The sequence below is a fragment of the Pedobacter sp. ASV1-7 genome (assembly GCF_040203335.1).
In the GTDB taxonomy this organism is placed as follows: Bacteria; Bacteroidota; Bacteroidia; order Sphingobacteriales; family Sphingobacteriaceae; genus Pedobacter.
Genome location: NZ_JBEHBV010000004.1, coordinates 61,295 through 74,307 on the forward strand (window position 1 = coordinate 61,295; position 13,013 = coordinate 74,307).

Sequence of the window (13,013 nt, forward strand, 5' to 3'; positions counted from 1 at the left end):
AATAGTTTATCCAAAATTGATATGCCCCATAGTTCTTTAAACTTATGGGGCATTTTATTTGTATTTGAGCTTTATCTTAAAACTTACCTGTTATAGTGTAGTTTTTTTCTGAAAGTAGTCTGATCTCCTGCTTTTTCTTGATTTGATAAAGACTGTCAGGGTAATAGGATAGGGTATCTGCAGAGCTGTAAAGCATGTTGCTCGTCCTGATAAGAATCTTGATACCTTGTACTTTTTCACCTGTTTTTGTAATCAATACTTCTTTTACGGGAACTTTTTTATCATCTGAGGTGTAAACTTCCTGTTCCTTATTTTTTTCAATATAAAATAGCCCTTTCCATGCACTGCGGTTTATATCAGCCTCAGAAAATACAGAAAGCTCTTTTTCCCAATCTCGTATTTGAATCTTCTTTGTTTCTGAACTTTCATTTACCATCACTGTTTTAGTAAATACAGGATTGCTTTTATTAAGTCGCAGAGACTCTTTTTCAAAATAACCTTTGAGGTCAAAATAACTTAAATCGTTCTTTTGGTTTTTGTCAGCCGGATTACAGCCTGAAAAAACCAAAAGAATGACAGGTAACAATAGAGTTCTTCTCATTAAACCAGGCTATTTCCAGTCATAATTGCTGGCTTAGGAATATCCATTATACTTAAAATAGTAGGAGCAATATCGCCAAGTTTGCCATCTGCAATGGACTTATAATCTTTATCAATCAAAATACAAGGAACAAGGTTTGTAGTATGAGCAGTATTTACAGAACCATCACTATTCACCATATATTCAGAATTACCATGATCTGCAAGGATAATGAATGAATAACCATGCTCAAGTCCTTTTTTTACTACAATTTCTGCACAGCTATCAGCCGTTTCAACTGCTTTAACAACAGCTTCAAAAACACCTGTGTGCCCAACCATATCCGGATTGGCGAAGTTTAAGCATACAAAATCTGGCCATCCGCTTTCCAGCTCTTTACAGATTGCCTCAGTAATACCTGCAGCACTCATTTCCGGTTGTAAATCGTAAGTAGCCACTTTCGGAGAAGGAATCATAATTCGTTTTTCTTCTTTAAATTCCTGCTCTCGGCCTCCAGAAAAGAAGAATGTAACATGTGGGTATTTTTCTGTTTCTGCAATGCGGATTTGTTTTTTATGATACTTTTCAAGCACTTCACCCAACGTTTCAGAAAGATCGTCTTTAGTAAACATCACCTTTACATCTTCGAAATTCTCATCGTATGTGGTCATGGTTACATAATAAAGAGGTAGCTTGTGCATACCAAAATCAGGATAATCATTCTGAGTTAATACTGCAGTAATTTCACGTCCACGATCCGTTCTGTAGTTAAAACAAATAACTACATCTCCAGGCTGTATTGTGGCTACAGGTTGTCCGTTTTCCTGAGTTACAACAAGTGGTTTAATAAATTCGTCAGTTATTCCATCTTTATAAGATTGCTCAATAGCTGTTGCCGGATCACTTGTAGGCTGTCCTATTCCGTTTGTCAATAGGTCGTAGGCCAGTTTTACACGTTCCCAGCGACTATCTCTGTCCATTGCATAATAACGGCCAATTAAGCTGGCAATTTTTGCAGTAGTATGTTCTAAATGATGATCAAGGTCTTTGATGAAATTCAGGCCCGAATTAGGATCTGTATCTCTGCCATCCATAAAAGCATGTACAAAAACATCCTTTAAGCCCTGTTCTGTTGCGGCATCACATAACGCTTTTAAATGATTAATATGAGCATGAACACCACCATCAGAAGTTAATCCGATAAAGTGAACAGATTTGTCGTTATTTTTAGCATAATTAAAAGCATCAATCAATGTAGGATTTTGGAAAAGACTTCTGTCACTTATTGCTTTATTTATTCTTCCCAATTCCTGATACACAATTCTGCCTGCACCAAGATTCATATGGCCTACTTCAGAGTTGCCCATTTGACCGTCAGGTAAACCTACTGCTTCACCAGATGCTTCTAGTTTTGAATTAGGGTAATTTTGAATTGCAGCATCAAAAAATGGGGTATTGGCAGCATAAGCTGCATCAGAGTTATCTTGTTTCCCGTATCCCCAGCCGTCAAGAATTAATAGTACTACTTTTTTGTTGTTCATCCGTGGTTCGCTTTGTTTTAATGTGTCATTGAACAATAGCAAATATAAGTCTAATCAATCTTTTTTTTGAACCAAAAACTGTTTCGTTATCATTTTATGATCTATTAATGGCATAATTTGTGTGAAGTTCTTATATTAGCTGTACAGAGATGATAAAGCCCTTACTATTTTTATTCGTATTTTTAACGCATTCCTCCTCCTCTTATACGCTTCAAGGCGATATTATAGACAATTTGTCTGTACAGTTTAAAGCCGGTAATGCAAAAGAGATCGCAGCCAGTTTCTCTTCCAGTGTAGAGTTAATCATCATCGATGATGAAGATGTATATTCTAAAGCACAGGCAGAACAGATCTTAAGAAACTTTTTTACTAAATATCCTCCTGTTAAATCAACAGTGATTCACCTGATTAATACCAATCCTAATTTCAGGTTTGGAATACTTTCCCTACATACAAAAAATGGAAAATTCAGGGTTTCGATAACAATGAAAAAATCGAGCAATGCTTTTTTTATAACAGAATTAAGAATAGAACCTGATAAATAATAGTAAAAATACTATTTTTGGGTTTAAATATTAATTTTGGATAAACTAATCATAAATCAATTCATAAAAAATGCTATCGCTGAAGATCTCGGTGATGGTGACCACACTTCACTTTCAACTATTCCAGCTAATGCACAAGGTAAAGCCAAACTGCTGATTAAGGAAGACGGAATTATTGCAGGTGTGGAACTGGCACAGGAAATCTTTAAACAGGTTGATGCTAATCTTAAAATAGAGGTACTGATCAATGATGGTGCCGCTGTAAAATATGGAGATATTGCTTTAACTGTGGCTGGAAACTCTCAATCTATTCTTCTTGCAGAACGTTTGGTGTTAAATTGCATGCAGCGTATGAGTGGCATTGCTACTAAAACAAATCATATTGTTAAATTGCTTTCTGGATACCATACTCAGTTATTAGATACGCGTAAAACTACACCGGGATTAAGATATCTGGAAAAATGGGCAGTACGTATTGGTGGTGGGGTTAACCATAGGATTGGTCTGTATGATATGATTCTGATCAAGGATAATCATGTAGACTATGCTGGTGGTATCGCAAATGCGATATATGCAGCGAATCAATATTTAAAGGAAAAAAACAAGCAATTAGAAATTGAGATTGAAGTAAGAAATCTTTCTGAGCTTGGAGAGGTCCTTGATTCTGGTAATGTGAACAGGATTATGCTCGATAACTTCAGTTTTGCTGATTTAAAAGAAGCTGTTCGTTTGATCGATAAAAAATATATCACAGAAGCCTCAGGAGGTATCATAGAAGAAAATGTAGCTGAATATGCAGCCTGTGGAGTAGATTACATATCAATGGGAGCATTAACACATTCAGTTAAAAGTTTAGACATGAGTTTAAAAGCCGTTTAGGTTATGATTTCTATCTATTCTATTTCGGCAGTACTTCTGGCCTACTTGTTTGGCTCTATACCAACTGCAGTTTGGTTGGGACAGGCATTTTATGGCGTTGATGTAAGGGAATACGGCAGTGGAAATGCTGGTGCAACCAATACTTTCAGGGTATTGGGTAAAAAGGCAGGTATTGCTGTAATGACTATTGACATTGCAAAAGGTTATACAGCAACCAAATTAGCCTACTTTATAGGACTATCTGTTACAGGGCCTCAGCATTCAGCCCAATTTGTAAATTACGAGCTTGCACTGGGTGTTACCGCAGTTATGGGGCATTTGTTCCCAATATTTGCAGGCTTTAGGGGTGGAAAAGGGGTGGCAACACTTTTTGGAATGATTTTGGCAGTTAACTTTCCGGCAGCAATGCTTTGTGTTCTGGTATTTATAACCGTATTATTACTTACAAAATATGTTTCATTAAGCTCAATATGCGCAGGTTTTACATTTCCTTTAAGTATTGTGTTTGTGTTACATTCTTCTATAAAGTCGGAAGTCTTATATGGAATGTGTGTATGTGTACTGATTTTAGTTACGCATCAAAAAAATATAGAGCGATTATTAAAGGGCAGAGAATCCAAAGTGTACCTGTTTAAAAAGAAAACTAATTAAACTTAAATCATGAAGCGAATATTAATTGTAGGCGTAACCGCTATTGGGTTAGCCTTATCGTCTTGTTCAACTGTTCCACTAACAGGAAGAAGCAGGTTAAACCTGGTTAGTGATGATCAGGTTTTGCCGATGGCATTTCAGGCATACAATGAATTCCTCACCGAAAATAAGGGGGCTGTATTATCTGCATCTAATGCTGAAGCATCAAGAGTGAAAATGGTAGGTAACAAACTGATTGCCTCTGTTAAAACTTATATGAATAACAACAATTACGGAGATCTGATTAAAGATTATAAGTGGGAAGTAAATGTTGTACAAAGTAAAGAATTGAATGCCTGGTGTATGCCAGGTGGAAAGATTGTTGTCTACACAGGGATTTTACCTGTTACTAAAGACGATGCAGGTTTGGCTACTGTAATGGGACATGAGATTGCCCATGCTATTGCTGGTCATAGTGCAGAACGTATGTCGCAGGAAATGGTTTCTCAGGGAATCGGAGCAGCAGGTAGTGTAGCTTTGTCCAAGAACCCTAAATCGCAATCTTTGTTCAATACCTTGTATGGTGTTGGGACACCTTTAATGATGCTGAAGTACTCACGTAATCAGGAGTTAGAAGCCGATAAGTTAGGATTGATCTTTATGGCAATGGCAGGTTATAATCCTCAAAATGCTGTGGCCTTCTGGCAAAGGATGTCTGCTGCTTCTGCAGGAAGTCAGAAACCGGCTGAGTTTTTAAGTACTCACCCAAGTGATGCTACGCGTATAGCTCAAATACAAAGGGCCATACCTGAAGCTCAAAAGTATTTGAAAAAATAATTCCTTTTAAATAAGAATAATGGAAGGCTGCCTGAGGGTGGCCTTTTTAGATTTTAAGAACCAAGAGTTTGAATGATGGCCGATGCTTTAAGCATGCACTCTTCATACTCTGAATTTGCATCAGCAGCAAAAGTTATTGCACCACCTACCTGAAATGATAAGTATTCTTTTTCAGCATTGTACATCATGCTGCGGATAATAACGTTAAAATCAAAATCAGACTCAGGACTAATGTAACCAAATGCACCTGAATAACTACCTCGCTTGCTTAATTCATACTCTTCTATCAGTTGCATCGCTTTTACCTTAGGTGCCCCTGTCATGGAACCCATTGGAAAAGTGTGTTTAATCGCATCTATGAAATGTACATTTGGGTTTAGTTCACAACTAATCGTTGAAATCATCTGGTAGACCTGTGGAAAACCATAAATTCCAAATAGCTCATCTACTTTTACACTTCCACTTAAGGCTACTTTGGTCAGGTCATTCCGAACAAGGTCTACTATCATCACATTTTCAGCCTGTTCTTTGGTATTTTCCCTTAGTGCCGTTCTGATTTGTAAATCTATCTTAGGGTCTGCATTGCGCTTTGCAGTACCTTTTATTGGCTGGGAGATTACACGGTTTTCTCTTTTGCATAAATACCTCTCCGGACTTGCAGAAAGGATGTACTGATCTCTGATTTTAAAGAATCCGGCAAATGGGGTAGGAGAGATCTGACACAAACGTTGGTAAATCTCAACCGGATTAATAACCGCATGTTCAGCAAAGAATTCCTGGCAAAAGTTTACCTCATAAATGTCACCACGAACAATATGTTGTTGTAGAGCCCGGACCGTTTCAGTATAAGCCGTTTTTGAAATCCTGCTTTGTACATTGATAGGTGAATGGTTTTCGTTAATAGAACTACTATGTTGATTTATTATATCAATTACTTCTGGACTGCCTATTGATACTTCTACTTCATCTGCTTTAACAATAATAAGGTGCTGGGGGACAAAGAAAAATAATTCAGGAAAGTTGAGTTGATCTGAATTTGTTGATTCTAATTGCTCTATTTCATTTTTTAAGTCATAACCGAATAAGCCAAACATCCAGGTTTTATGTAACTCATAAAAGGCTTTCAGCTCATCAAATTTAGATGCGGACTGGGCATTAAGTTCTGCTTTAGCACCAACGGCAAGTAGCAAATCATATTTGCCATAACGATCCGTATAATCATTGGAGTCTAGGATGCAACATACTTCAAAAGTAGCAGCCCATTGCAGCGCTTTTTGTTTAAATGAGGGTAGGTCCTGAACTTTCATTTTAATCTGCGCAAATGTAGCGCATTTATAGTAAACAAGGTAGGAGCAAAATGAAATGGTACTTGTTTTAATTACAAATTAAATCTATATTACATTATAATTCCAATGAATTACCCATTATTACCAAAGGTAAAGGTCGTTTTTTTGTAAGTCTATTCCTAAAAAGACGGAAATGGAAAAAACCATTAAAGCATAAAAAACAAACAAAATTTTCGGACTGTTATCGGGCTTAGGAGAGCGCTCGATCGGCCTTAAAGGTTAGGTCGAATCTAAGAGGTACCTCCTTCGTGTCTCGTTCGTGTTTGTTCGATAAAATATCAATCAATATTGGTCGCAATTAGCTACAATACTAAAGGTTAATACGACTATACTATTCGACTCAATCAGCATCCCATAAAAATTTTATTTTAGACAAAAAAAAAGGCGGTATTCTGTTTAGAACACCGCCCTTTTGGAGTATGATATTTGAATTTTAAATCAATTCTAATGTTTGAACTCTGTCTGGACCTACAGAAAGGTATTTAACAGGTACTTCAAGTTCTTTCTCTAAGAAAGAAATATAGTTGCTAAGTGCAGCTGGTATTTCTTCAACCTTGTTTACTTTGGTCACATCAGTTTTCCAACCTTCAATTGCTTTCAATACAGGCTTTGGTTGAACAGAGATGATATCATACGGCATATAGTCGATTGTTTCACCATTGTGCTCATAATGTGTACATACATAAATGGTATCAAAACCATCCAATACGTCAGCCTTCATCATGATCAGTTCAGTAACCCCATTTAGCATAATAGCATATTTCAATGCCGGAAGGTCAATCCATCCGCAACGACGTGCACGTCCGGTAGTTGCACCAAACTCATGTCCAACCTGGCGTAAAGTTTCACCAACTTCATCGTCAAGTTCCGTAGGGAATGGTCCACCGCCAACACGAGTACAATAAGCTTTAAAAATGCCGTATACATTACCCACTTTATTTGGAGCGATACCTAATCCAGTACAAGCACCCGCAGTAGTTGTATTAGATGAAGTTACAAAAGGATAAGAGCCAAAGTCTACATCTAATAATGTTCCTTGTGCACCTTCAGCAAGTACAGTCTTACCTTCCTTTAAATAACCATTTACAAAATGTTCACTATCTACATGAGGAATATTTTTGATGAATTCAATTGCTTCGAAGAAAGCAGCCTCCTTTTCAGTCAGATCATATTCAAACTCATAATGAGAAAGTATTTCTTTGTGTTTCTCTACCAATTTGTTGTAACGTTCTTTAAAGTCTGGTAATGTAGTATCACCAACTCTAAGTCCATTACGTCCGGTTTTGTCCATATAAGTAGGACCAATTCCTTTTAAGGTAGAGCCAATTTTATTATTACCCATTTTTTGTTCATTTGCTGCATCCAGCAATTGGTGGGTAGGTAGAATAAGGTGAGCTTTACGGGCAATTACCAGTTTGCCTTTAGCAATTGGATCATGACCAGCTTTTTTCAGGTTATCCAGTTCCCTTTTTAAAATGATTGGATCAATTACCACACCATTTCCAATAAGGTTCATTGTTTTTTCATTAAAGATACCAGATGGAATAGTGTTTAAAACGAACTTTTTGCCATCAAATTCTAAAGTATGTCCGGCATTCGGACCGCCTTGAAAACGAGCTATCAAATCATATTGCGGACTAAGTACGTCAACAATTTTTCCCTTGCCTTCATCGCCCCATTGCAGGCCCAGAAGCACGTCTACTTGCGTCATTATTTTAATTTAAAAATGGAAATATTATAATTGTTTAACTTGCATGTTTAATGTCAGAGTTCTGATTGTTCATAGCTGTTTTAGCAGAACAATCGAAACAAACGCCATAAAGATTTAAAGAGTGGTGTTTGATTTCAAATTTCAACAGTTCACCAACCATACTTTGTATCTGGTGAATGCGTGGGTCGCAGAATTCAACAACTTTTCCACAATCAATACAGATGATGTGGTCATGTTGGTGGTAACCATAAGATTTTTCAAACTGAGCCATGTTTTTACCAAACTGGTGTTTGGTAACCAGGTCACATGAAACCAATAGCTCTAAAGTATTGTATACCGTAGCCCTGCTCACACGGTATTTTTGATTTTTCATGTGGATATAAAGCGTTTCTACATCAAAATGGTCATCTCTTGAGTATATTTCTTCTAAGATGGCAAAACGCTCAGGTGTTTTTCTCAGACTTTTATTTTCGAGGTAGGCTTCAAATATTTTCCTAACTAACTCGCTGTTGTGGTTTGTCGACATAGTTTTTAAACTCCTTTCAAAGGTACCAATTTTTTATATAAACGGTATGATTTATTGTTTTTTTTAGGCATCAAAGCGGGTAACTCCTGTAACACCTTTTACTTCTAACAGATTTTTAATCAGGTTATCCAGGTGCTCCTTGTCATTTACAAACACCATAATGGAGCCATCGAAAATCCCATTATCTGTATCTATAGTTAATGAACGCATATTTACCTTGAAATCGTTTGATATAACCTTTGTAATATTATTGATCAATCCGACATCATCAATACCAATAATGTGAAGTCCGGTTAAGAAGGTAAGTTCTTTTTGACGGTTCCATTTTGCTTTTACAATGCGATATCCATAATTGGCCATCAGTTGTGCTGCATTCGGACAATTGGTACGGTGTATTTTTATGCCTTCATTTACAGTAACAAAGCCAAAAACATCGTCGCCAGGTATGGGATTACAGCATGCTGCCAGCGTATAATCTATTTTTTGTAAATCTTCACCAATTAAAAGAATATCAGATTCAGGGCCTTTAATTTTATTTAATAAAGCATCAATCTGCTGATTATCATTTTTCTCCGCTCCGCGATTTTCAATTTCTTTTTCACTCGCCAGGTAATCCTTTAAATCTTTTAACTCAATCTTTCCTTTTGCAACTGCAATAAAGAGGTCTTGTGTAGATTGTAGTTTAAAGAAGTAGCTGATCTTATTTAAGTTATCGGTATTGTAAGTGATTTTTAGCGATTTCATTTTGCGTTCCAGGGTTTCTTTACCCATTTCTGCAATCTTTCTTTTCTCTTCTTTTAAAGAAGATTTGATTTTTGATTTCGCTTTGGCGGTTACAACGATATTCAGCCAGTCTTCTTTAGGCGACTGCTTGCTCGAAGTGATAATCTCGACCTGATCACCGTTTTGCAGCTTGTGCGATAAAGGAACCAGTTTGTGATTTACTTTAGCTCCAATACATTTGGCACCTACGTCGGTATGAATTTCGAATGCAAAATCTAATGCAGTAGCCCCTAATGGTAATTGTAATAATGCACCTTTGGGTGTAAAAATGAAGATCTCGTCAGAGAACAGGTTCATTTTAAAATCGTCAAGGAAATCAAGGGCATTTGCTTCCGGATTATTTAGCATCTCACGTACTTTCATAATCCATTGGTCAAGACCATTGTCATTGCTGGCCTCTTTGTATTTCCAATGTGCAGCAAATCCTTTCTCAGCGATCTCATTCATACGCTGTGTACGGATTTGTACTTCCACCCACTGTCCTTTAGGCCCCATTACTGTGGTATGCAGTGATTCATATCCGTTCCCTTTTGGTGAAGAAACCCAGTCACGTAAACGGTCAGGGTTAGGACGATACAGGTCTGTCACAATAGAATAAGCTTTCCAACAATCTGCTTTTTCATTTTCAGGCGCACTATCAAGTATAATTCTGATCGCAAAAAGGTCATAAACTTCGTCAAACGGAATATTTTTGCTTTTCATCTTGTTCCATATGGAATGGATAGATTTTGGCCGTCCGTAAATATCCGCAGTTAAACCCTGTTCCGCCAATATTTCATTTATTGGTTCAACAAATCTTTTGATAAAGAGGGTTCTTTCTGCTTTCTTTTCATTAAGTTGTGTCGCAATGTATTTATAGGTATCTGGCTCCAGATATTTCATGGAAAGGTCTTCCAGTTCGGATTTGATTGCATATAAACCTAAACGATGCGCAAGTGGTGCATAGAGATAAATGGTTTCAGAAGCGATTTTCAGTTGCTTTTGTCTGGGCATAAAGTCCATAGTCCGCATATTGTGCAATCTGTCCGCCAGCTTGATCAGAATAACCCTGACATCGTCAGCAAGGGTCAGCAACATTTTTCTGAAGTTTTCTGCTTGCAGGGAACTATTGTAATCAAAAACACCAGATATTTTGGTTAACCCATCAATAATTTTGGCAGACTTTTTACCAAATTCACGTTCAATATCTTCTAAGGTGATGTCTGTATCTTCTACTACATCGTGTAATAAAGCACATACGATTGAAGTTGTACCTAAGCCAATTTCTTCTGCGGCAATCTGTGCTACTGCAATAGGATGATAAATATAAGGTTCGCCAGATTTTCTTCGCATGTTTTTATGGCTTTCCAATGCCATATCAAATGCCTTTCTTATCTCTTTTTTATCACCACGTTGTAAGGTAGGCTTACAGGCACGCAAAAGAGCACGGTATCTTTTCAGTATCTCTTGTTTTTCCGCTTCTAAATCTATCACTAATGCGTTCTTCATTCTAGTATCCTCGTTTTATTCTGTTCTGGTTAGATTTGTCTAATTTTGTGACTCCCTTAATATAAATCTTTTTACAAAGATTAGAACTATTACGGACAATAATTCTACCAAATGAATGTTTGTCATGTACCGGTATTTGTTGTCTAAAGCTATTGTATTATTTACATAAAAAATATACCTATTTATGTCGAAAAAGGTATATTAGATTGTTATTGGAGCAAAAATATAAAATTAGCCCTAACTTTGCTGGACTTATAAAATTATGAATTTTTACAGGTTGTTTATTCCTTTAATTGTCATTATTACAAGTACTTCTGCTGAAGCACAGGAGGCAACTGTGCCTGTCAAAATGCCTGTGTTGGGAAAAAACGATACGATCAGAGTGGCAGGGACTAATGATAATGGAGAAATGATACCCTGGATTTCATTAAAAGAGGTCGTGATTTATGGTGTAAGAACCTTTAAGTCTCCAGCAGACCAGGCTGCTTATAACCGTTTACGTTATAATGTGATGAAGGTAATGCCTTATGCATTGTTTGCGAAAAGGAGGTATGAACAACTGGAAAGGGAGCTTGCTGTTACAGCTGATAAAAAGGAGCAGAAAAGACTGGTTAAACAATGTGATAAGGAAATTAAAGAGATGTTTAATCGGGAAATTAAAGAACTTACCATTAGTCAGGGACAAATTTTAACAAAATTAATAGACAGGGAAATAGGACGTACAACCTTTGAGATTATTAAGGAGACTAAAGGGGGAGTTACTGCTTTTTTATATCAATCTGTAGCACGCGTAGTAGGACATAATCTGAAAAGTACCTATAGTGCAGAAGAAGATAGGGATATTGAATCTATTATTATTTCCTCAGGATTTTACCATTAATACTATGTTTGACGAATCTAAAAGCGTACACCAGTTTAAGGTGAAACAAATCAATGGAACAGAAAGAAACCTTTCTGATTATAAAAATAAAGTATTACTTATCGTTAATATAGCATCAGGCTGTGGTTTTGCTCCTCAGTTGAAAGAATTGCAACAGTTACAGGAAGAAATGGGTGCAGAGAATTTCGAAATCCTTGGCTTTCCATCAAATGATTTTGGCCGGCAGGAGCCATTGGAAGGTCAGGCAATTACAACGTTTTGTGAAATAAATCATGGCGTGAAGTTCCCTGTATTTTCAAAAATAATGGTTAGAGGTGAACAAGCACACCCATTATTTAAATTCCTTACGCAAAAGTCTACACCACGCTGGAATTTTCATAAATACCTGATCAATAAAGATGGAGAAGTGGTCGACTACTTTTTCCCCTTTACAAAGCCGCTGTCCTCAAAAATAAAAAAGAAGATTCAGCGTCTGATTTAATTATTAAAAGCACACTATGAAGTTAGATATATTGGTACTTGCCGTCCACCCGGACGATGCGGAGCTTGGTTGCTCCGGAACGATTTTAAAGCATATTGAATTAGGGAAAAAAGTTGGAATAATAGATTTTACCAGGGGAGAACTTGGGACCAGGGGATCAGCTGAGATCAGGGATGTTGAGGCTGCTGATTCTGCGAAGATTATGGGACTTCATGCGCGTGAGAATCTTGGGTTAAGAGATGGATTCTTTGAGAATAATGAAGCTCATCAGTTAGAAGTAATCAAGATGATCCGTAAATATCAACCTGAAATTGTGCTGACTAATGCCTTACACGACAGACATCCTGATCATGGACGTGCTGGTGACCTGGCTAATGATGCGTGTTTTTTAGCAGGCCTGGCAAAAATAGAGACAGAATTGGATGGGGAGAAACAATTGGCCTGGAGACCTAATCTGGTATTACAATATATTCAGGATCGTTATATAAAACCAGATATCATTATTGATATTACCCCTCATTTTGAAACTAAAATAGCTGCAATTAAGGCTTTTAAGACTCAGTTCTTTAATCCTGAACTGGATGAACCTGATACTTATATCTCTTCTCCAGAGTTTTTTGAAAGTGTCATTGGTCGTGCCCGTGAATTTGGTAAAGCTGTTGGTGCAACTTACGGAGAAGGCTTTACATCACGTAAACTTCTAGGTGTAGACAATCTGTTTAACCTGAGATAGTTATTTCTTTATATTAAGCTGATTACAACAAAAGTCATAGTATATTGTTTAAA

Annotated in this window: 13 protein-coding genes; 7 read left to right on the forward strand and 6 right to left on the reverse strand. The window is 36.9% G+C overall.

Annotation, left to right across the window (positions count from 1 at the left end; translation table 11 throughout):
- Nucleotides 1-76: 76 nt before the first annotated feature.
- Together ABDJ41_RS10625 and gpmI are read right to left on the reverse strand one after the other, a co-directional pair.
- Nucleotides 77-601: a hypothetical protein gene (locus ABDJ41_RS10625; RefSeq protein ID WP_349785979.1), complete on the reverse strand. Its 525-nt coding sequence runs from the start codon at nucleotides 599-601 to the stop codon at nucleotides 77-79.
- Nucleotides 601-2,121 (reverse strand): 2,3-bisphosphoglycerate-independent phosphoglycerate mutase, encoded by a 1,521-nt coding sequence (gene gpmI, locus ABDJ41_RS10630; protein WP_349785980.1) that lies wholly within the window; start codon nucleotides 2,119-2,121, stop codon nucleotides 601-603. Before gpmI ends, ABDJ41_RS10625 begins: the two co-directional genes overlap by 1 nt.
- A 149-nt stretch (nucleotides 2,122-2,270) precedes the next feature.
- Between gpmI and ABDJ41_RS10635 the strand changes: the two genes are divergently transcribed.
- From ABDJ41_RS10635 to ABDJ41_RS10650, 4 genes are read left to right on the forward strand one after another with little or no spacing between them, the layout of a single operon-like run.
- Complete coding sequence (locus tag ABDJ41_RS10635; protein ID WP_349785982.1) at nucleotides 2,271-2,666, forward strand: DUF4783 domain-containing protein; 396 nt, start codon at nucleotides 2,271-2,273, stop codon at nucleotides 2,664-2,666.
- Between the two features lie 36 nt (nucleotides 2,667-2,702).
- Nucleotides 2,703-3,545 carry a carboxylating nicotinate-nucleotide diphosphorylase gene (gene nadC / locus ABDJ41_RS10640; RefSeq protein WP_349785983.1) on the forward strand — a complete coding sequence of 281 codons (843 nt, stop codon included), beginning with the start codon at nucleotides 2,703-2,705 and terminating at the stop codon, nucleotides 3,543-3,545.
- Between the two features lie 3 nt (nucleotides 3,546-3,548).
- Complete coding sequence (gene plsY, locus ABDJ41_RS10645; protein WP_349785984.1) at nucleotides 3,549-4,196, forward strand: glycerol-3-phosphate 1-O-acyltransferase PlsY; 648 nt, start codon at nucleotides 3,549-3,551, stop codon at nucleotides 4,194-4,196.
- A gap of 9 nt (nucleotides 4,197-4,205) precedes the next feature.
- Nucleotides 4,206-5,012 (forward strand): M48 family metallopeptidase, encoded by an 807-nt coding sequence (locus ABDJ41_RS10650; RefSeq protein ID WP_349785985.1) that lies wholly within the window; start codon nucleotides 4,206-4,208, stop codon nucleotides 5,010-5,012.
- A 53-nt stretch (nucleotides 5,013-5,065) separates the two neighbouring features.
- Here the strand turns inward: ABDJ41_RS10650 and ABDJ41_RS10655 are convergent, their stop codons facing one another.
- From ABDJ41_RS10655 to ABDJ41_RS10670, 4 genes are all read right to left on the reverse strand, one after another.
- Nucleotides 5,066-6,319: an anthranilate synthase component I family protein gene (locus tag ABDJ41_RS10655; RefSeq protein WP_349785986.1), complete on the reverse strand. Its 1,254-nt coding sequence runs from the start codon at nucleotides 6,317-6,319 to the stop codon at nucleotides 5,066-5,068.
- Nucleotides 6,320-6,791: 472 nt separating this feature from the next.
- The gene (locus ABDJ41_RS10660) at nucleotides 6,792-8,069 is read right to left on the reverse strand and encodes an adenylosuccinate synthase (RefSeq protein WP_349785987.1); all 1,278 of its coding nucleotides are present in this window, start codon (nucleotides 8,067-8,069) and stop codon (nucleotides 6,792-6,794) included.
- A 34-nt stretch (nucleotides 8,070-8,103) separates the two neighbouring features.
- On the reverse strand, nucleotides 8,104-8,595 hold the full coding sequence (locus ABDJ41_RS10665; protein WP_349785988.1) for a Fur family transcriptional regulator: 492 nt from the start codon (nucleotides 8,593-8,595) through the stop codon (nucleotides 8,104-8,106).
- A gap of 63 nt (nucleotides 8,596-8,658) precedes the next feature.
- The gene (locus ABDJ41_RS10670; RefSeq protein WP_349785989.1) at nucleotides 8,659-10,866 is read right to left on the reverse strand and encodes a RelA/SpoT family protein; all 2,208 of its coding nucleotides are present in this window, start codon (nucleotides 10,864-10,866) and stop codon (nucleotides 8,659-8,661) included.
- Between the two features lie 262 nt (nucleotides 10,867-11,128).
- Here ABDJ41_RS10670 and ABDJ41_RS10675 point away from each other — a divergent pair, with 262 nt between their 5' ends.
- The 3 genes from ABDJ41_RS10675 to bshB1 are packed head-to-tail and all read left to right on the forward strand — an operon-like array spanning nucleotide 11,129 to nucleotide 12,960.
- Nucleotides 11,129-11,746, forward strand: coding sequence for a DUF4294 domain-containing protein (locus ABDJ41_RS10675; RefSeq protein ID WP_349785990.1), 618 nt, complete (start codon nucleotides 11,129-11,131; stop codon nucleotides 11,744-11,746).
- Between the two features lie 4 nt (nucleotides 11,747-11,750).
- Nucleotides 11,751-12,227 carry a glutathione peroxidase gene (locus ABDJ41_RS10680; protein WP_349785992.1) on the forward strand — a complete coding sequence of 159 codons (477 nt, stop codon included), beginning with the start codon at nucleotides 11,751-11,753 and terminating at the stop codon, nucleotides 12,225-12,227.
- A 16-nt stretch (nucleotides 12,228-12,243) separates the two neighbouring features.
- Nucleotides 12,244-12,960, forward strand: coding sequence for a bacillithiol biosynthesis deacetylase BshB1 (gene bshB1 / locus ABDJ41_RS10685; RefSeq protein ID WP_349785993.1), 717 nt, complete (start codon nucleotides 12,244-12,246; stop codon nucleotides 12,958-12,960).
- The last annotated feature ends 53 nt before the right edge of the window (nucleotides 12,961-13,013 follow it).